We start from the raw sequence: 19,267 nt of genomic DNA, 5'->3' as shown, positions 1-19,267 counted from the left end.
GAACTGCCTGGCACCGGACTCCGCGGCCGGGCAGGCTGGGACCATGAGCATCGTCGTGACGACCGGGCCCGAGGCCCGGCGGCGGGAACTCGCCGCCTTCCTGCGCAGCCGGCGCGAGCGCGTCACCCCCGAACAGGTCGGCCTGGTCCGGGGCCGCCGGCGCCGCACCCCCGGCCTGCGCCGCGAGGAGGTCGCCCAGCTCTCCGCCGTCGGCGTCACCTGGTACACCTGGATCGAGCAGGCCCGGGACATCCAGGTCTCCCCGCAGGTCCTCGACGCCCTCGCCGGGGCCCTCCTCCTCGACCCGACCGAGCGCACCCACCTCTTCGCCCTCGCCGGACAGCCCGACCCCCGGCCCGGCCTGCCGAGCCCGGCCGTCACGCCCGCCGTACGGGCCATGCTCGACCAGCTGGAGCCCGTGCCCGCCGCCGTCCAGAACAGCCGGTTCGACATCCTCGCCCACAACCGCGTCTTCGGGCGGCTCTTCCGCGACCTCGACGCGCTGCCGCCCGAGGACCGCAACACCCTCTGGCTGGCCTGCACCGACCCGGAGTTCCGGGCCGCCGTCACCGACCCGGACCTGATCGTCCGCCTCGCGGGCAAGCTGCGCGCCCGGATGGCCGGGTGCCTGGTCGAACCCGCCTGGAAGAGGCTGGTCCAGCGGCTCGAAGCGGCCTCGCCCGAGTTCCGCGAGGTCTGGGCCCGGCACGACGTGGTCTCCTCCGAGAGCATGGCCAAGGTCATCCGGAACCCGCTGGTCGGGCCGCTGAGCTTCGAGCACACCGACCTGTGGCTCCAGCCCGGCCCCGGACCCGTCCTCGTCACCTACGTGCCGCTCGACGCGGAGACCAGGGCCGGCTGCGCCCGGCTCCTGGAGCTGGTGGCGGGGGAGCGGGCCGCGGCCTGAGGCGTACGAGGGGGCCGGGACGTACGGCAGACGGCCGTTCCCGGCGGTACGGGACAATGGGGCCATGACCGCGTTCTCCCCCCTCTCCATCGGCCCGCACCTCGTGCAGCCCCCGGTGGTGCTCGCGCCCATGGCCGGCATCACCAACGCCCCCTTCCGGACCCTCTGCCGCGAGTTCAGCGGCGGCAAGGGGCTGTTCGTGAGCGAGATGATCACGACTCGGGCGCTGGTGGAGCGCAACGAGAAGACGATGCAGCTCATCCACTTCGACGAGACCGAGAAGCCGCGGTCGATCCAGCTGTACGGGGTGGATCCGGTCACCGTCGGCAAGGCGGTGCGGATGATCGTCGACGAGGACCTCGCCGACCACATCGACCTGAACTTCGGCTGCCCGGTGCCCAAGGTGACCCGCAAGGGCGGCGGCTCCGCGCTGCCGTACAAGCGGCCGCTGCTGCGCGCGATCCTCCACGAGGCCGTGACGAACGCCGGGGACCTGCCGGTCACGATGAAGATGCGCAAGGGCATCGACGACGACCACATCACCTACCTCGACGCGGGCCGGATCGCGGTCGAGGAGGGCGTGACGGCGATCGCCCTCCACGGGCGGACGGCAGCGCAGCACTACGGCGGCACGGCCGACTGGGACGCGATCGCGCGGCTCAAGGAGCACGTGCCGGAGATCCCGGTGCTCGGCAACGGCGACATCTGGTCGGCGGACGACGCGGTGCGGATGATGCGCGAGACCGGCTGCGACGGCGTGGTCGTGGGCCGCGGCTGCCTCGGCCGGCCCTGGCTCTTCGCGGACCTGGTCGCGGGCCTGGAGGGCACCGGGGGGTACCGGACGCCGGGGCTCCGGGAGGTCGCGGAGGTGATGGTGCGGCACGCGACGCTGCTCGGGGAGTGGATCGGCGACGAGTCGCGCGGTGTCATCGACTTCCGCAAGCACGTGGCCTGGTACCTGAAGGGGTTCGCGGTCGGTTCGGAGATGCGCAAGCGCCTCGCGATCACCTCGTCCCTGGACGAGCTGCGCGCTCAGTTGAGCGAGCTGGACCTGGACCAGCCGTGGCCGGTGGGGGCGGACGGCCCCCGGGGCCGTACGTCCGGAAACAACCGGGTCGTCCTGCCGGACGGCTGGCTGAAGGACCCGTACGACTGCGCCGGAGTCAGCGAGGACGCGGAGCTCGACACGTCCGGGGGCTGAGATTTCCGGGCGACCGGGCGAGTGATCCTCGCCACCCTTGAGGGGGGTGGTGCTCAGATGAGCAGGTTAACGAGGGCTGTACGCCTTGAAGGGGTGGCACTGGGTGCCACCCCTTTTGCGTTCAAGAGTTGAACACAAATGCGCAGTGAAGCCGCTCATCTGAGCATGTTGTCCCTGGATTGGGTCAAGCGGGCTTCGGGGCGTGAATACGGAAGCTTCGCCTCGGTAACTTTCGAAGTGGGGGCGGACGGGTGGTTACGACTGCGTGACCGGTAGGCGTACCTCCCCAGAAGCCTTCGATCTGGGTATGTTCCTCGCCGTCAGGGCAGCCAACCGAGTCGTCGAGGAGTCGAGACCCGTGTCGGAAAACAATGATCAGAAGTTCGTGTACGACTTCACCGAGGGCAACAGGGACCTGAAGGACCTGCTCGGTGGCAAGGGAGCCAACCTCGCCGAGATGACCAACCTCGGTCTTCCGGTCCCTCCCGGCTTCACGATCACCACCGAGGCGTGCAAGGTCTACCTCGAGTCCGGCTCGGAGCCCGTCGCCCTGCGCGACGAGGTCACGGCCCACCTCGACGCCCTTGAGCGGAAGATGGGCAAGAAGCTCGGCCAGGCGGACGACCCGCTCCTGGTCTCGGTCCGCTCGGGCGCCAAGTTCTCCATGCCGGGCATGATGGACACGGTCCTCAACATCGGCCTCTCCGACGAGTCCGTCACCGGTCTCGCCCGCCAGGCCGACAACGAGCGCTTCGCCTGGGACTCGTACCGCCGTCTCATCCAGATGTTCGGCAAGACCGTCCTCGGCGTCGAGGGCGAGCTCTTCGAGGACGCCCTGGACGAGGCCAAGGCCGAGAAGAAGGTCGCCAGCGACACCGATCTGGACGCCGCCGACCTCAAGAAGGTCGTCGAGCGGTTCAAGGGGATCGTGAAGGCCGAGACCGGCCGCGACTTCCCGCAGGACCCGCGCGAGCAGATGGACCTCGCCATCGAGGCCGTCTTCAACTCGTGGAACACCGACCGCGCGAAGCTGTACCGCCGCCAGGAGCGCATCCCCGGCGACCTCGGCACCGCCGTCAACGTCTGCTCCATGGTCTTCGGCAACCTCGGCCCGGACTCCGGCACCGGCGTCGCCTTCACCCGCGACCCCGCCTCCGGCCACGAGGGCGTGTACGGCGACTACCTGCAGAACGCGCAGGGCGAGGACGTCGTCGCCGGCATCCGCAACACCGTGCCGCTCGCCGAGCTGGAGTCGATCGACAAGACGTCGTACGACCAGCTCATGGAGATCATGAGCACGCTGGAGACCCACTACAAGGATCTCTGCGACATCGAGTTCACCATCGAGCGCGGCCAGCTCTGGATGCTCCAGACCCGCGTCGGCAAGCGCACCGCCGGTGCCGCCTTCCGCATCGCGACCCAGCTCGTGGACCAGGGCCTCATCGACGAGGCCGAGGCGCTCCAGCGCGTCAACGGCGCCCAGCTGGCCCAGCTGATGTTCCCCAAGTTCGACGAGAACGCGAAGGTCGAGCAGATCGGCCGCGGCATCGCCGCCTCCCCGGGCGCGGCCGTCGGCAAGGCCGTCTTCGACTCGTACACGGCCGTCAAGTGGTCCCGCTCGGGCGAGAAGGTCATCCTGATCCGCCGCGAGACCAACCCGGACGACCTGGACGGCATGATCGCCGCCGAGGGCATCCTGACCTCGCGCGGCGGCAAGACCTCGCACGCCGCCGTCGTCGCCCGCGGCATGGGCAAGACCTGTGTCTGCGGCGCCGAGGAGCTGGAGGTCGACACCAAGCGCCGCCGCATGACCACCGCCTCCGGCGCGGTCATCGAGGAGGGCGACGTCGTCTCCATCGACGGCTCCACCGGCAAGGTGTACCTCGGCGAGGTACCCGTCGTACCGTCCCCGGTCGTCGAGTACTTCGAGGGCCGGATGCACGCCGGCGCCGACGACGCCGACGAGCTGGTCCAGGCCGTCCACCGGATCATGGCCTACGCCGACCGCGTCCGCCGGCTGCGCGTCCGCGCCAACGCCGACAACGCCGAGGACGCTTCCCGCGCCCGCCGCTTCGGCGCCCAGGGCATCGGCCTGTGCCGCACCGAGCACATGTTCCTCGGCGAGCGCCGCCAGTACGTCGAGCGGCTGATCCTGGCCGACACCGACGCCGAGCGCGACGACGCCCTCAAGGCGCTGCTGCCGCTCCAGAAGACCGACTTCGTCGAGCTCTTCGAGGCGATGGACGGGCTGCCGGTCACGGTCCGCCTGCTCGACCCGCCGCTCCACGAGTTCCTGCCCGACATCACCGAGCTCTCGGTGCGCGTCGCCCTCGCCGAGTCCCGCAAGGAGCCGCACGAGAACGACCTGCGCCTGCTCCAGGCCGTGCACCGGCTGCACGAGCAGAACCCGATGCTGGGTCTGCGCGGCGTCCGCCTCGGCCTGGTCATCCCCGGCCTGTTCACCATGCAGGTCCGGGCGATCGCCGAGGCCGCGGCCCAGCGGATCGACGCCAAGGGCGACCCGCGCGTCGAGATCATGATCCCGCTCGTCGGCACCGTCCAGGAGCTGGAGATCGTCCGCGAGGACGCCGAGAAGGTCATCGCCGAGGTCGTGGCGGAGACCGGCGTGGAGCTGAAGCTGGCGCTCGGCACCATGATCGAGCTGCCCCGCGCGGCCGTCACCGCCGGCCAGATCGCCGAGGCCGCCGAGTTCTTCTCCTTCGGCACCAACGACCTCACCCAGACGGTCTGGGGCTTCTCCCGCGACGACGTGGAGGCCAGCTTCTTCACCGCGTACCTGGAGAAGGGCATCTTCGGCGTCAGCCCCTTCGAGACCATCGACAAGGACGGCGTCGGCGCCCTGGTCCGCTCCGCGGTCCAGGCCGGCCGGGCCACCCGCCCCGACATCAAGCTCGGCGTCTGCGGCGAGCACGGCGGCGACCCGGAGTCGGTGCACTTCTTCCACGAGGTCGGCCTCGACTACGTCTCCTGCTCGCCGTTCCGGATCCCGGTGGCGCGCCTGGAGGCCGGCCGCGCGGCCGCCGAGGCGAAGGGCAGCGACAGCCGCTGACCCCGAGGGGCCCCGCGGGGCCCCGCGAAGCCCCCGGGGCCGCCGTCGGCCATCCCTTCCGAACCCTCACCGGCGGACGGCGGCCCCGGAACCGAAAAGGACGGGACGGACACCTTGTGCGGAGGTGTCCGTCCCGTCGTTTTCACGTCAGATTCATGCGTAATTACGTCCGCATTGAATTATTGGAAATTGAACGTCTGTGTTTGCGGGCGTTTCGGTCGCGGCCCCCGGATCCCCACCCGGGGGCCGCTCCCTTTTCACTGTGTCGGGCAGGTGAGCCGCAACCCTCGCCGACCGCCGCCGGACGGGCAAAGCCCCCCACGGTCTTCACCACGTCACCTCGGTCCTGAAGGTTTCCTGCCCGACCCGCACAGCATTTCCGTTGGGCTGTGTTCGCCGCGATGCTTTTCATCTGTGGCTGAAACACCCTGGTAACGTGCTGTGATGGTGTGCATACTCGATCGCGGGGTGGTTGCGAGTGCACAGGTGGGGACTTCATGCTTCGTATTCATTTCACTGCGGACGATCTGGCGGGGGTGCGGATCGCCGCCCGTCCTGACGTCCTGTGGGAAACGATTCTCAGCTTTCACCGTTTAAGGGACCGGCGTGGCCCGGTCGTGTTCGGCGGATGGCGCACGGAAACCAGGGCGCGGCTCGGCGGGGAGACCCGGCTGCTCGCCGCCCTCGTCCCGAGCCGCGGCTATTTTCCCGACTTCCTCACCCCGGCGGAGGGCCTCCACGGCCTCGACGACGGGCTCGGGGCGGTCCGCGCGACGCCCTCCGGCCGGCTCCGCTCGGAGCTCTCCCTGCTGGCCGCCGACCGGTCGGGCGGCCGCACCGTGCCGCACTCGCTGCGGGCCCTCGCCGACGGCGGCCCGGAGCCCTTCGACCGGCTCCTCGGGGCGCTGCGCAGCTACCACCGGGCGGCCGTGGAGCCGTACTGGGCGCACATCCGGGCCCGGGTGGAGGCGGACCGGGCGCGCCGGGGCCGGGCCGTCCTGGACGGCGGCGCGGAGGAGCTCCTCGGCTCGCTGCCGCCGATGCTGAGCTGGCGGGCGCCGGTCCTGGAGGCGACGTACCCGGTCGACCGGGACGTGCACCTGGACGGGCGGGGGCTGCTGCTCCAGCCCTCGTACTTCTGCCGGGGGACGCCGGTGATGCTGCGGGACCCGGCGCTGCCGCCGGTGCTCGTCTACCCGGTGACCCACGGGGAGGCGCCGACGGTCCGGCCGCCCGGCGTCTCCTCGCTGGCGAAGCTGGTGGGCCAGACGCGCGCGGAGGTCCTCCAGGCCATCGGGGACGGCGGGACGACCAGTGAGCTGGCCCGCCGGGCCGGGGTCTCGCTCGCCTCGGCGAGTCAGCACACCGGCGTGCTGCGGGACGCCGGGCTGATCGCGACCCTGCGGCACGGGAACGCGGTGCTGCACACGCTGACGCCGCTGGGCGCCGCGCTCCTCGGGGGAGGCGGGACCCAGCGGCGCCGTGAGGAGCGCTGTTACGCGCGGAACGGGCCGGTCACCTCGTAGGTGATGCCGCCCGAGGAGCTGCCCGAGGTGCCGCGCTGGCTGGAGAAGTACAGCCGCGTGCCGTCGGGCGAGAAGGCCGGTCCGGTGATCTCGGAGCCGGACTGGCCGGTGATCCGCAGGAAGGGCGCGACGGTGTCGTCCGGCGTGATCAGGCAGATCTCCATGTTGCCCCCGTCCTCGGCGATGTACAGGTCGCCGGAGGAGGCGCCGGTGACGTTGTCCACGCCGGTGAGCGGGGCGGCGCCGCCGGGCACCAGCGAGTCGTCGTAGGCGAGCTCGTAGGTGCTGTTCGTGAGGTTCAGCTGCCAGAGGCGGTTGTCGCCCTTGGTGGTGAACCAGACCTTGTCGTCGGCGTAGTGGCAGCCCTCGCCGCCGCTGAACTTCTTCGCGCCGGAGACCTGGGTGCGGGTGGTGGTCGGGGAGCCGTCCGGGTCCGGCACGTTCTGCCAGGTGAAGGAGCCGGAGGTGGCCGTGCCGGCCTTGAGGACCTGGAGGGTGCCGGAGGAGAGGTTGCCCCAGGTGTTCGGTATGAACCGGTAGAAGCAGCCGTCCGACTCGTCCTCGGTCAGGTAGACGACCTTGCGGACCGGGTCGGCCGCGGCGGCCTCGTGCTTGAAGCGGCCCATGGCGTCCCGGCGGACGGCCGCGTTCACGCCGTACGGGTCGGTCTCGTAGACGTAGCCGAGGCTGACCTCCTCGCAGGAGAGCCAGGTGTTCCACGGGGTCTTGCCGCCCGCGCAGTTCTGCCGGGTGTCGGACAGGATGCGGTAGGCGCCGGTGACGGTGCCGGAGGAGGAGAACCGCAGCGCGCCGGCGCCGCCGCTCGGGTTGATCTCCGAGTTGGAGACGTAGATCCAGCCGGTGCCGTCGGCGTAGCAGGCGCCGCCGTCGGGGGCGTTGTGCCAGGTGTACGAGGTGCCGGGGACGGTCTGTCCCGAGCGGGCGACGATCCGGCTGGTGAACCCGGCCGGCAGCATGATGCCGTTCGCGTCCGCCGCGCCGAGCGCGCCGTAGGGGCCGGCGCCGGGCTGGGCGGGGGCCGCGTAGGCGGCGCCCGCCATCAGGGTGCCGCCGAAGGCGGCCGCCGACGTGCCGATGACCGCTCCACGCAGGAAACTGCGTCGCTCCACGTCTTCTCTCCAGGGGTGTGGTGACCGCCCGCCGCACGGTCAGCGGCGGGGCCGCGCGAGGGGAATCTAGGAGGGCGGAGTTGACTGTGCATCAACAAACGGTGACGGGGAAGGGGCGCGGGAGGGGCGGGGGAGTCGCTGTCGGGGGCGGACGCTAGGTTCGCGCCATGACGATCACCGCGCAGTTGCTCGGATCGGTACGGCTGCCGGGTGCGGCGGACCTCGTGGACGGCCCGGTCCGCGCGGCCGGCGCGGGCGGCCTCGCGCTGCGGCGGAGCGACCGCCTGGAGGTCCACCGGCCGGCCGGGCTCTTCTCCGGGGCGCCGGAGCCCGTCGCGGTCTTCCCGGCGCCCTGGCCGGGCTGGGACCGGGGGGTCGACGCGGTCGCCCCGGACCTGGGCTTCGCCGTCTTCTCCGGCCAGCGGGCCGTCCGGGCGGTGGCCGCGGACGGGCGCACGCTGTGGGAGTACCGGCACGGCTGCTGGGGCCCCGTGGTCGGCCACCCGCACACCGGCGACGAGCAGCAGGTCTGCTACGGCCTGGAGCACGGCTCGGTGCTGGTCTCCGCCGACGGGCGGCACGTCTGGGCCCATGTCGTCGGGGAGGACGGGCCGGAGCGGTGGGTCGTGCTCGACGCCCGGGACGGACGCGAGGCCGGCCGGATCCCGCTGGAGGAGAGCGTCGCCTCGGGCTCGTACCAGCTCGCCCTGCCCGACGGGGAGCACATCGCCCTCTCCGTCGGCATGGGGCAGGACGGCTGCCTGCTGTACTGGGCCCGCCGGGACGGCGACGGGATCGTCGTGCGCGACCTCAACGAGGGCCTCGACCGGATCCTGCTCGACGTCCACCCCGACCGGGGCCGCCTCCTCACCGTCGAGCACAACGGGGCGGACCTCCAGGTCCACGGCCTCGACGGCGAGGTGCTCGCGGAGGAGGCGCCGCACCGCACCGGCGCCGTGTCCTGGGACTGGTGCGCGGGCCACGTCGACGCGGACACCGTGCTCGCCCTGGCCGAGACCGACGGCGACGAGGACGGCCCGGGCCACTGGCTCCTCGACGGCGACCTGCGCGTGCTCGGCCGCGTCGCCTATCCCGAACCGGTCACCGGCTACGTCCGTCCCCTCGGCGACGGCACCTGGCTCACCCGCGACCGGGCGGGCGGCACCCTCAGCCGCTGGACTCGAGCAGGGTCTTGAGGGCGGTCAGCCGGTCGCGCCAGAACTCCTTGGACGCCGCCACCGCCGCCGCGTCCGGCAGTTTCAGGTGGCCGAGGCCCACCAGGGTCTTCGTCTCGCCCTTCGGTGTCAGATGGACCGCGATCCGGCTCGGGCCGCCCTCCCAGTCGGCCGTGAGGGACCTCCCGGGCCGGTGGGTGCGGAGCTCCAGACCGCCGTCCGGCAGCCAGCGGCGGCGCAGCTCCGGGTCGACGAAGGCGTCCGTGACCCGGGCGGCGGGGGCGGCCACGGTCCTGCTCGCGCTCGCCTGCCAGTCGCCGTCGCCGGACTGGCCGACCTCCCGCAGGCCCCGTTCCTGCTCGTAGCCGACGGTCACCGACTGGGCGTGCCAGCCGCCGACGCCCTCGTCGTCGACGAGGTGGCGGGCGATCTCGGTGTGGGTGCGGGCGGTCGCGCCCCAGGCGTCGAGCCGGGCGAACCACTCCGCCCAGCCCCGGCCGGTCGCCGCCGTCAGGGCCTCGTCCGAGAGCTTCTCGGTGATGCGCTTGCCGGTGCTCATGGTCCGAAGCTATCCCCGGCGGGGACCTTCGGCACTGGGGGAGGACGTCTCCGCCCGGCAGACTGGGCGCATGCGCGAAACCCGGGAGCCCGCCGACATCGGCGGCCGCGACGACCTCGACGTGCTGCTGCGCCGCTTCTACGCGGCCGCCTTCGCCGACCCCCTCATCGGCCCGTTCTTCACCGAGGTCGCCGGCACCGACCTGGAGGTCCACCTCCCGCGCATCGCCGACTTCTGGGAGCGGGCCCTGTTCCGCACGGCCGTGTACGGGCGGGACGCCTTCGCCCCGCACGCCGCGCTGCACTCGGCCCGCCCGCTCACCCCGGCCCACTTCGGCCGCTGGGTGCAGCTCTGGCACGCCACCGTCGACGGGCTCCACCGGGGTCCGCTCGCGGACCGGGCCAAGGCGACGGGGGAGCGGATCGCCGTCTCGATGCTGAAGCGGCTCGGCGGCCCCGGCGCGCAGGCCGAGGCGGCCGCCGGCGGGACCGGCGGGTTCGTCCCGCTGGCGGCGCTCGCCCTGCGCGCGGCCGCCTGATCGAAAAAACTTCTCCGGGGAGCGATGAGTCCCGGCCGCCCGGCCCGTCTCTCCTTCCGAAAGCACCGCACACGACGGAACCGCACGGCGGACCGCACGACGGAGAAGAGAGCACACCATGGCCCCGCAGATGATCTTCGTGAACCTGCCCGTGAAGGACCTCGACGTCAGCAAGGCCTTCTACGAGAAGCTCGGCTACTCGATCAACCCGCAGTTCAGCGACGACACCGCCGCCTGTGTGGTGGTCAGCGACACCATCTTCGTCATGCTGCTCACCGAGGAGAAGTTCGCCGGCTTCATGGCCCCCGGCAAGGCGGTGGCCGACGCCGCCGCCACCACCCAGGTGATGCTGACCCTGAACGCCGAGAGCCGCGAGAAGGCCGACGAACTGGCCGACCGGGCCCTGGAGGTGGGCGGCAGCCCGGCGAAGGAGGCCATGGACATGGGCTTCATGTACGGCCGCTCCTTCGCCGACCCGGACGGCCACCACTGGGAGGTCTTCTGGATGGACCAGGAGGCCGCCCAGGGCTGAGCGGGCGCTCCGGGGGCGGAGGGCTCAGGCGGAGACGCCTCCGTCGACCACCAGGTCCGCGCCGACGGTGGAGCCCGCCGCGTCCGACGCGAGGTGGAGGACGGCCGCCGCGACCTCGGCGGCCGAGGTGATCCGGCCGAGCGGCGACTGCTCCTTCATCCGGAGCTCCCGCTCGGCCTCGCTCTCGCCGGGCAGCAGCGACATCGTGGACTCCGAGGCGCCGGGGCTGACCGCGTTGATCCGCACCCCGTCGGCGATGTGGTCGCGGGCCGCGGCGCGGGTGAGGGCAGAGACGGCCGCCTTGGAGACCTGGTAGCCGAAGACGCCCGGGATCCGGACGTGCGCGCCCAGGTTGGACGAGATGTTGACGATCGCCCCGCCGCCGTGCGCCCGCATGTGGCCGACCTCGGCCTGGAGGGCGTTCAGGACACCGGTGACGTTGGTGTCGAGCAGGGCCTGCCAGTCGTCGAGGGGGAAGTCGGCGGCGCTGTGCCCGCCCCGGAAGATCCCCGCGTTGTTGACGGCGACGTCGAGCCCGCCGTACGTCTCCACCGTGCGCCGGACCAGCGCGCGGGCGGACGCGGGGTCCGTGACGTCGGCGGTGACGGCGGTGGCGGTACCGCCCTCGGCCTCGATCAGGGCCACGGTCGCGTCGAGGGCCGCGGCGGTGCGCCCCGCGGCCACCACCCTCGCGCCCTCGGCGGCGAAGGCGCGGGCGATCTCGCGGCCGAGGCCGGAGCCGGCGCCGGTGACGAGGACGGAACGGCCGGTGAAGCGGGCGGCTGCGGACATGGGAACTCCCCTGGAATCGATGGTCACTTGGCGAGACGGACGGTGAGGACGGCGAGGGCGGCGAAGAGCGCCGCCGCCGCGGCGAGCGGCGCGGCGGAGCCGCCGAGGGTGAGCAGGGCGGCGAAGAGCACGGTCGGCCCGAGCTCCATCGCCGTGTTCAGGACGCCGCCGGCGAGTCCGGCCCGGTCGGCCGGGACCCGTTCGGTGGCGAGGACGGCGGCGGCCGCGAAGGAGAGCGCCCCGCCGGCGGGCAGCAGGAGCAGCCCGGGCAGCAGCCCGTACGCGTACGGGAGGGCGGGGTCGGTCGTGCCGGCCGCGAGCAGCGCGAGCCCGGCGCCCGCCGTGCCGAGTCCGGCGGCGGTGACCCGGCCGGGCCCGTACCGGCCGAGCAGCGGCCCCGCGAGCCGGCCGGCGCCGAGCAGCGCGGCGGCGAAGGGCACGAAGGCGGCGGAGGTGAGGGCCGCCGAGTAGCCGCGCTGCCGCTGGAGGTCGAGCGAGAGCAGGACGAAGACGGTGGCCGTGCCGGCGGCGGTGAGCGCGATCGCGGCGAGCCCGAGGAGCCGCCGCCGGTCCCGCAGGAAGTCCGGCGGGAGCAGCGGGTCGGGGGCCCGGCGCTCGGCGCGGGCGAAGCCGGCGAGCAGGGCGAGCCCGCCGAGCAGCGGTACGAGGACGGGCGCGGAGCCCCACGGATGGGCGTCGGTCAGCACCAGTCCGGTGCTGGCGAGCACGATCCCGGCGGTGGCGAGCAGGGCGCCCGGCAGGTCGAGGGCGCGGTCCCGGCCGGGCGGGGTGGCGGGCAGCAGCCGGGGCGTGAGGAGCAGGGCGGCGAGCGCGACGGCGACCGGCACGGCGAAGGAGGCGCGCCAGGAGGCGGCGGCGGTGATGGCGCCGGAGAGCAGGTTCCCGGCGGTGGCGCCGAGGACGGAGAGGCCGCCCCAGGTGCCCATCGCCCGCCCGTACGCGGCGGGTTCGGGGTACAGGGCGCGCAGCGCGCCCATCGCGGCCGGGGCGACGAGCGCGGCGCCGGCGCCCTGCGCGAAGCGGGCGCCGAGCAGGGCGGCGTATCCGGTGGCGAGCGGGGCGAGCGCGGAGGCGGCGGCGAAGAGGAGCAGTCCGGCGGTGAGCGCCCGCCGGGCGCCGTACCGGTCGGCGAGCCGTCCGCCGAGCAGTAGGAGTCCGGCGAAGGTCAGTCCGTACGCGGCGCTGAGGAGGATCAGCCTCCCTTGGTCCAGGCCGAATTCGGCGGCGATCCGGGGGAGCGGCACGGCGAGCGAGGCGAGCGTGAAGATGAGCGTCGCCTGCACGGTCCCGAGCAGCGCGAACCCCCGGCGGGCGGCCCGGCCGTCCCCTGGGGGCGTGATCGGTGCCGCTGTTTCCTCGTACGTCGTCATGCCGTCCCCCGTATCATCTGTACTTGACCGTTCATTCCAGAATGAACGCCGAGAAAAGGCGCCCCTCAAGGGCGCCCGTCCTTCCGGCCGCTCAGTCGAGCAGCCGCAGGGCCTCCTCCGCCGCGTCCCGGACCCTGGCCGGGTCCGTCGACGCCTTCCCGACCACCCGGATCCCCTGGAGCAGGACCAGGAGCATCCGGGAGAGGGTGCGCGGATCGCGGCCCTCCGGCAGTTCCCCCTGGGCGCGGGCCCGGGTGAGCGCCGAATGCAGGAGGGTCTCGATCTGTTCCCAGCTGAGCTCGACCCGGCGGGCCACCACCGGATCGCGCGGGGCCAGCTCCGCCGCCGAGTTGGTGACGAAACAGCCGGTCAGGCGCAGGCCCTCCGCCGTCGCCTCGGCGGCGAAGCGGCGGACGAGCGCCCGGACGGCCGGCAGTGCCGGGCCCGGCGCGGACAGCTCCTCGACGAGACCCGGGTCCCGGGTCTCCAGATAGCGGTCCATCGCCTTCAGGTAGAGCTCGTGCTTGTTGCCGAAGGTCGCGTAGATGCTGGCCCGGCCGATCCCGAGGCGCTCCACGAGGTCCGCCATCGACGTCGCCTCGTAGCCGCGCGCCCAGAACAGGTCGAGCGCTGCCTGGAGCGCGGCCTCGGGATCGAATTCCTTGGTCCTGGCCACGTGGTGGACAGTACGCCTTTCTGGAACGATCGGTCAAGCTAGATGGTGCGGACCGGATAGACCGCCACCGTCACCTCGTCGTCGTCCAGGCACCGCCCCGTCTCCAGGTCGAAGCGCTGCTTCAGCAGCGGCGAGGCCACGAACGGCCGCCCGTCCGCCGTCCCGAGCAGCCCCCGGGACAGCACCTGCGCCCCAGTGAAGGGGTCGCGGTTGTCGATCGCGTACGCCCGCCCCGCCCGGTCCCGGAAGACCGCCGCCTGCCGGCCGTCCGGCAGCAGCGCCGCCAGGCCCCGGCCCGGGGTGAGCCGGGCCTCCTCGCAGACCGTCATCCAGGCGTCGGGGGCCGGGGAGAGTTCGAGGCTCGTCGGTGTCGTCGGTGTCGTCGGTGTCGTCATCGGGATGTGGCTCCTTCCAGGGTGCCGATCGTCAGGATCGTGAGGTCGGGCTTGATCTGGTCGCGCTCCGGCACGAAGCGCACCGTCGGGTCGGGCGTCTCCGGCGCGTTCACGAAGGAGACGAAGCGCCGCAGCCGCTCCGGGTCGTCCAGGGTCTGCGCCCACTCGTCCTGGTAGTCGGCGACGTGCGCCGCCATCAGGCCCTCCAGCTCGTCGCAGAGGCCCAGCGAGTCCTTCACGATCACGTCCCGGAGGTGGTCGAGCCCGCCCTCCAGGCGCTCCAGCCACACCGACGTCCGCTCCAGGCGGTCCGCCGTCCGGATGTAGAACATCAGGAACCGGTCGATGAGCCGGATCAGTTCCGCGTCCGACAGGTCCTGGGCCAGCAGGTCGGCGTGGCGCGGGGTCGCGCCGCCGTTGCCGCCGACGTACAGGTTCCAGCCGTTCGCCGTGGCGATCACGCCGAAGTCCTTCGACTGGGCCTCGGCGCACTCGCGGGCACAGCCGGAGACCGCCGACTTCAGCTTGTGCGGGGCGCGCAGGCCCCGGTAGCGCAGTTCGAGCTGGATGGCCATCTTCACCGAGTCCTGGACGCCGTAGCGGCACCAGGTCTGCCCCACGCAGGACTTCACGGTGCGCAGCGCCTTGCCGTAGGCGTGGCCGGACTCGAAGCCGGCGTCCACCAGGCGGGTCCAGATCGCCGGGAGCTGGTCGACGCGGGCGCCGAAGAGGTCGATCCGCTGACCGCCGGTGATCTTCGTGTAGAGGCCGTAGTCGCGGGCCACCTCGCCGATCACGATCAGCTTCTCCGGGGTGATCTCGCCGCCGGGGATGCGGGGGACCACCGAATAGGAGCCGTTGCGCTGGAGGTTGGCGAGGTGGTGGTCGTTGGTGTCCTGGAGCGCGGCCTGCTCGCCGTCGAGGATGTAGCCGCCCAGGCCGATCGCCGGCGCGAGCGAGGCGAGGATCGAGCCGACGGTCGGCTTGCAGACCTCGCAGCCCTCGCCGCCCTTCGCGCCGTCCCGGCCGTGCGAGTCGAGCAGCGCGGCGAAGGAGGTCACCCGCAGGGTGCGGGCGATCTCGTAGAGCTCGCTGCGGGAGTACGGGAAGCAGCCGCAGAGGCCCTTGTCGGCCGCCTTCGGCAGCAGCTTCTCGATGACCTTCACGCAACTGCCGCAGCCCGTGCCGGCCTTGGTGCACTTCTTCACCTCGGGCAGCGAGGTGCACTGACCGATCGCGTGCTTGGTCACGTTGTGGCAGGAGCAGATGACGGCGTCGTCCGGCAGCGCGGACGGGCCGAGCGCCACCGGCGCGCCCGCGCCCGCCGGAAGCACCAGCTGCTCGGGGGAGACCGGCGGCTTGGTGCCGGTCATCGGACGCAGCAGGCCGTACGACTCGGCGTCGCCGACCAGGACGCCGCCGAGGAGCCGGCCCTCGCCGTCCACCACCAGCTTCTTGTAGACGCCGGCGCGGGAGTCGGAGTAGACGACGTCGAGGCAGCCCTCGGTGGTGCCGTGCGCGTCGCCGAAGGAGGCGACGTCCACGCCGAGCAGCTTCAGCTTGGTCGACAGGTCGGCGCCGGTGAAGCCGTCGCCGGGCTCCTCCTCGGCGAGCACCGAGGCCACCGTCTGCGCCATCTCGTACCCCGGCGCGACCAGGCCGTAGACCCGGCCGTCCGCGGCGAGCGCGCACTCGCCGATCGCGAAGACCGCCGGGTCGGAGGTGCGGCAGTGCGCGTCGACGGCGATGCCGCCGCGCTCGCCCACGTCGAGCCCGCAGTCGCGCGCCAGCTGGTCCCGGGGGCGCACGCCCGCCGAGAACACCACCATGTCGACGGCGAGTTCGGCGCCGTCCGACAGCTTCATGCCGGTCACGGACCCGTCGGCCGTCACGACCTCCTGGGTGCCCGTGCCGGTGTGCACGGTCAGCCCCATCTGCTCGATCGTCCGCAGCAGCGCCGCGCCGCCGCCCTCGTCGACCTGCACCGGCATGAGGCGCGGCGCGAACTCCACGATGTGGGTGTCGAGCCCGAGGCCCTTCAGCGCGCCGGCCGCCTCCAGGCCCAGCAGACCGCCGCCGACCACGGCGCCCGTCGTCGCCGTCTTCGCGTACTCCTCGATGGCGAGGAGGTCCTCGATCGTGCGGTAGACGAAGCAGCCGGTGGCGTCCTTGCCGGGCACCGGCGGGACGAAGGGGTACGAGCCGGTGGCCAGCACCAGGTGGTCGTAGGCGACGACCCGGCCGGAGCGGGCGGTCACCGTCCGCGCCGCGCGGTCGATGCCCACGACGGGCTCGTCCGTGTACAGCTCGATGCCGTGCCGCTCCATGAAGCCGTCCTCGACCATCGACAGGTCGTCCGGCGTCTTCCCGGAGAAGTACGAGGTCAGCTGGACCCGGTCGTACGCCGGGCGCGGCTCCTCGCAGAGGACCACGATCCGGGCCCGCTCGGTGACGCCCCGGTCGGCGAGCGCCTCCAGGAACCGCTGGCCGACCATTCCGTGGCCGACCAGGACGATGGTGGGGGTGGTCATGCGGAGCCTCCGTCGTGGGTGAGCAGGTGCAGCAGGGGGGCCTCGGGGAGGGCTTCGTCGCCCTCCCAGGCCCGGGCGAGCGCGCCGACCGCGGCCAGATCGCCGAGGAGGACGCCCCCGACGAGCCGGTTGTCGCGGACGACGACCTTGCGGTAGGCGCCCTTGGTCGCGTCGGCCAGCTGGACGACGTCGTCCCCCGGCCGCGGGGTGGCCTCGCCGAAGGCGGCGAGGTCCAGCGGCTGCGCGCCGCCGAGGGTGAGCCGCGTGAGGGCCCGGGTGCCGGTGTAGCGGGGCCCGGCGGTGCCGGACAGCACGTCGGCGAGGACGTCGGCCTGTTCGAGCGCCGGGCCGGCCAGGCCGTAGACCCGGCCGTCGTGCTCGGCGCAGTCGCCGATCGCGTGGATGTACGGGTCCGAGGTCCGCAGCTCGTCGTCGACGACGACGCCGGAGCGGACGTCGAGTCCCGCCGCGCGGGCCAGCGCCACCCGGGGACGGACCCCGCAGGCCAGGACCACGACCTGCGCGTCCAGGACGAAGCCGTCGGCCAGCTCGACCGCCGTCACCGCCCCGTCCCGCTGCCGCAGGCCAGTGACCCGGCACTCGGTGTGCGTCTCGACGCCGAGCCCGTCCAGGTGCTCCCGGAGCAGCGCGGAGGCGTGCGGGTCCAGGTGCCGCTCCATGAGGCCCTCGCCCTGCTGGGTGAGGACCACCTCGGCGCCCAGCGCGGCCAGCGCCCGCGCCGCCGACACCCCGAGGAGCCCGCCGCCGACGACGACCGCCCGCACCCCGGGCCGGACGACGGCCCGCAGCGCCAGGCAGTCGTCGAGCGTGCGGAAGGAGTGGACGCCCCGGGGGAGCTCCGGCCCGCGCAGACCGCGCAGCGGCGGCAGCACCGGGTTCGAGCCGGTGGCGAGCACCAGCCGGTCGTACGGCACGAGCTCGCCGTCCGAGCACTCCACCGTCCGGGCCGCCCGGTCGATCCCCACCACCCGCACCCCGCGGCGCACCGGCTCGCGCGGTTCGGGCAGGGCGACGACCTCGGGGGCGTACCGTCCGGCGAGGACGTCGGCGAGCAGCACCCGGTTGTACGGGGTGTGCGGCTCCTCGCCGAGGAGGGTGACCGGCAGGCGCTGGGCGAGGCGGAGGCCCGCCGTTCCGCCTCCGACCACCACGATCCGTGTACTCATACCCGGAAGGGTGCGGTCCCGGTGTTTCCCGGTGGCATCCCGACTGTTTCCCGCACGGAACGCTGATCTCCGAGGGGGAGGGGGCGGGCTGTGAGGGCGCGGGGCCGCCCCAAGCTCAGAGCTTGCTCAAGATTCGGGCGATCGATGGCGGGGCCAACGATCTCGTCCCTAGGGTCGCAGTCATGCCCGACATCACCCTCACCACCCTCGTCCTGCTGTGCCTGGCCGCGCTCGTCGCGGGCTGGATCGACGCCGTGGTCGGCGGTGGCGGGCTGCTGCTCATGCCCGCGTTGCTGATCGGGCTGCCGAACGCCTCGTACCCCTATGTCACCGGCACCAACAAGGCGGTCTCGATCGTCGGCACGACGGGCGCGGCGATCACCTACGCCCGCAAGACGAGGGTGCCGGTGCGGACGGCGGTACGGGTCGGGCTCGCGGCCGTCGTGGGGTCGTCGGCCGGAGCGCTGTTCACGACCGCGGTCGACGAGGAGGTCCTGCGGCCGCTGATCATCGTGGTGCTCGTCGCGGTGGCGGCGTTCGTGATCCTGAAGCCCTCGTTCGGGGCGCGCCCGGAGGGCGAGGACCGGGCGCCGCTCACCCGGGCCCGGGTCGTCACGGCGATCGTCGTCGTCGGCGGCGGGATCGGCTTCTACGACGGTCTGTTCGGGCCCGGCACCGGCACGTTCCTGGTGCTCGCGCTGACCGCCGTGCTCCACCTCGACCTGGTGACGGCCTCCGCCACCGCCAAGATCGTCAACGTCTGCACCAACGGGGGCGCGCTCGCCATGTTCGCCTACCAGGGCACCGTCTACTGGCAGCTGGCCGCACTCATGGCGGCCTTCAACCTGGCCGGCGGGATGGCCGGCGCCCGGATGGCGCTGAGCAAGGGCTCGGGCTTCGTCCGGGGGGTGCTCCTCGTGGTGGTCCTGTCGATGGCGGCGAAGCTGGGCTGGGACCAGTGGGCGTGAGGCCGCCGGCTCAGCGCACGCCGATGAGGTGCCCGAAGGCGACCACGTTGCCCTGGTAGCCGCCGCCCTTCTCGGAGAAGCCGCCGCCGCAGGTGATGACGCGGAGCTCGGCGCGGTCGGTGGCGCCGTACACCTTCTCGTCGGGGAAGGCGTCGTTGTCGTAGACCTCGACGGCGTCGACGGTGAAGACGGCCGTCTTCCCGTCCTCCCGGTCGATCTCGATCCGGTGCCCCTTCTTCAGGGCGCCGAGCGTGTAGAAGACGGCGGGGCCGCCGGCGTTGTCCACGTGGCCCGCGACGATCGCGGTGCCCTTGGCGCCGGGCGTGACGCCGTCCCCGTACCAGCCGGCGAGGTTCCGGTCCTCGGCCGGCGGCACCTCCAGGGAGCCGTTCGGGGCGAGGCCGAGCCGGGTCATCGGCGCGTCCACGTCCGTCTCCGGGATGCGCAGCCGCACCGGCGGGGACGACGGCAGCGGGTCGGCGGCGGCGTCGGTGTGGACGCTCGGCCCGGCGGCGAAGGCCTGGGCGGCGGACGGGACGGGCGGGGTGACGTCCTGCGAACCGTTCTGGACGAGCCAGAGGCCGACGCAGGCGGCCACCGCCATGCCCCAGCCCTTGCTCCTGTTGCTCACGTCGTTTCCTCGGGATCGGGGGAAGGGCCCGCCCCCGGCCGGCCGTGTGCGGGAGCCG

17 protein-coding genes are annotated in these 19,267 nt (G+C 73.0%); 8 read left to right on the top strand and 9 right to left on the bottom strand.

Annotated features, from left to right (window positions below):
• The first annotated feature begins 43 nt into the window (after positions 1-43).
• The 4 genes from AB0E19_RS08450 to AB0E19_RS08435 all read left to right on the top strand — a co-directional run bounded on the left by AB0E19_RS08450 (position 44) and on the right by AB0E19_RS08435 (position 6,704).
• A complete protein-coding gene (locus AB0E19_RS08450; protein WP_362175308.1) occupies positions 44-907 on the top strand; it encodes a helix-turn-helix domain-containing protein in 864 nt (287 codons plus the stop codon).
• Positions 908-971: 64 nt separating this feature from the next.
• Positions 972-2,108, top strand: a complete 1,137-nt coding sequence (gene dusB, locus AB0E19_RS08445; protein ID WP_362175305.1) for a tRNA dihydrouridine synthase DusB — start codon at positions 972-974, stop codon at positions 2,106-2,108.
• Positions 2,109-2,466: 358 nt separating this feature from the next.
• On the top strand, positions 2,467-5,178 hold the full coding sequence (gene ppdK / locus AB0E19_RS08440; protein WP_362175301.1) for a pyruvate, phosphate dikinase: 2,712 nt from the start codon (positions 2,467-2,469) through the stop codon (positions 5,176-5,178).
• A 497-nt stretch (positions 5,179-5,675) separates the two neighbouring features.
• The gene (locus tag AB0E19_RS08435) at positions 5,676-6,704 is read left to right on the top strand and encodes a winged helix-turn-helix domain-containing protein (RefSeq protein WP_362175298.1); all 1,029 of its coding nucleotides are present in this window, start codon (positions 5,676-5,678) and stop codon (positions 6,702-6,704) included.
• Here the strand turns inward: AB0E19_RS08435 and AB0E19_RS08430 are convergent.
• A complete protein-coding gene (locus tag AB0E19_RS08430; protein WP_362175295.1) occupies positions 6,674-7,834 on the bottom strand; it encodes an alkaline phosphatase PhoX in 1,161 nt (386 codons plus the stop codon). The genes AB0E19_RS08435 and AB0E19_RS08430 overlap by 31 nt on opposite strands.
• Before the next feature lie 167 nt (positions 7,835-8,001).
• Between AB0E19_RS08430 and AB0E19_RS08425 the strand changes: the two genes are divergently transcribed.
• Entirely contained in the window at positions 8,002-9,030 is a 1,029-nt protein-coding gene (locus AB0E19_RS08425) for a hypothetical protein (protein ID WP_362175292.1), read from the top strand.
• Here the strand turns inward: AB0E19_RS08425 and AB0E19_RS08420 are convergent.
• On the bottom strand, positions 9,002-9,568 hold the full coding sequence (locus tag AB0E19_RS08420; RefSeq protein WP_362175289.1) for a hypothetical protein: 567 nt from the start codon (positions 9,566-9,568) through the stop codon (positions 9,002-9,004). The two genes, AB0E19_RS08425 and AB0E19_RS08420, sit on opposite strands and share 29 nt — an antisense overlap.
• A 70-nt stretch (positions 9,569-9,638) precedes the next feature.
• On the opposite strand from AB0E19_RS08420, the gene AB0E19_RS08415 reads away from it, so the two are divergent.
• Positions 9,639-10,106, top strand: coding sequence for a group III truncated hemoglobin (locus AB0E19_RS08415; RefSeq protein ID WP_362175286.1), 468 nt, complete (start codon positions 9,639-9,641; stop codon positions 10,104-10,106).
• Positions 10,107-10,224: 118 nt separating this feature from the next.
• A complete protein-coding gene (locus AB0E19_RS08410) occupies positions 10,225-10,638 on the top strand; it encodes a VOC family protein (protein WP_362175283.1) in 414 nt (137 codons plus the stop codon).
• Between the two features lie 24 nt (positions 10,639-10,662).
• Here AB0E19_RS08410 and AB0E19_RS08405 read toward each other — a convergent pair whose 3' ends face one another.
• From AB0E19_RS08405 to AB0E19_RS08380, 6 genes are all read right to left on the bottom strand, one after another.
• Entirely contained in the window at positions 10,663-11,430 is a 768-nt protein-coding gene (locus tag AB0E19_RS08405; RefSeq protein ID WP_362175280.1) for an SDR family oxidoreductase, read from the bottom strand.
• A 23-nt stretch (positions 11,431-11,453) separates the two neighbouring features.
• Positions 11,454-12,821 (bottom strand): MFS transporter, encoded by a 1,368-nt coding sequence (locus AB0E19_RS08400; protein ID WP_362175277.1) that lies wholly within the window; start codon positions 12,819-12,821, stop codon positions 11,454-11,456.
• 91 nt (positions 12,822-12,912) lie between these two features.
• Positions 12,913-13,497 carry a helix-turn-helix domain-containing protein gene (locus AB0E19_RS08395; RefSeq protein ID WP_362175274.1) on the bottom strand — a complete coding sequence of 195 codons (585 nt, stop codon included), beginning with the start codon at positions 13,495-13,497 and terminating at the stop codon, positions 12,913-12,915.
• Between the two features lie 38 nt (positions 13,498-13,535).
• Positions 13,536-13,892 carry a nitrite reductase small subunit NirD gene (nirD, locus tag AB0E19_RS08390; RefSeq protein WP_362175271.1) on the bottom strand — a complete coding sequence of 119 codons (357 nt, stop codon included), beginning with the start codon at positions 13,890-13,892 and terminating at the stop codon, positions 13,536-13,538.
• Entirely contained in the window at positions 13,889-16,423 is a 2,535-nt protein-coding gene (nirB, locus tag AB0E19_RS08385) for a nitrite reductase large subunit NirB (protein ID WP_362175268.1), read from the bottom strand. The genes nirD and nirB overlap by 4 nt, the downstream gene beginning before the upstream one ends.
• Positions 16,420-17,610, bottom strand: a complete 1,191-nt coding sequence (locus tag AB0E19_RS08380; protein ID WP_362175265.1) for an FAD-dependent oxidoreductase — start codon at positions 17,608-17,610, stop codon at positions 16,420-16,422. The genes nirB and AB0E19_RS08380 overlap by 4 nt, the downstream gene beginning before the upstream one ends.
• A gap of 182 nt (positions 17,611-17,792) precedes the next feature.
• On the opposite strand from AB0E19_RS08380, the gene AB0E19_RS08375 reads away from it, so the two are divergent.
• On the top strand, positions 17,793-18,578 hold the full coding sequence (locus tag AB0E19_RS08375) for a TSUP family transporter (RefSeq protein WP_362175262.1): 786 nt from the start codon (positions 17,793-17,795) through the stop codon (positions 18,576-18,578).
• 10 nt (positions 18,579-18,588) lie between these two features.
• Here the strand turns inward: AB0E19_RS08375 and AB0E19_RS08370 are convergent, their stop codons facing one another.
• A complete protein-coding gene (locus tag AB0E19_RS08370) occupies positions 18,589-19,209 on the bottom strand; it encodes a class F sortase (protein ID WP_362175259.1) in 621 nt (206 codons plus the stop codon).
• Positions 19,210-19,267 lie beyond the last annotated feature (58 nt).

The organism is Streptomyces sp. NPDC047974, from assembly GCF_040653375.1.
GTDB lineage: Bacteria > Actinomycetota > Actinomycetes > Streptomycetales > Streptomycetaceae > Streptomyces.
This window is presented reverse-complemented; position numbering and strand designations above follow the sequence as displayed.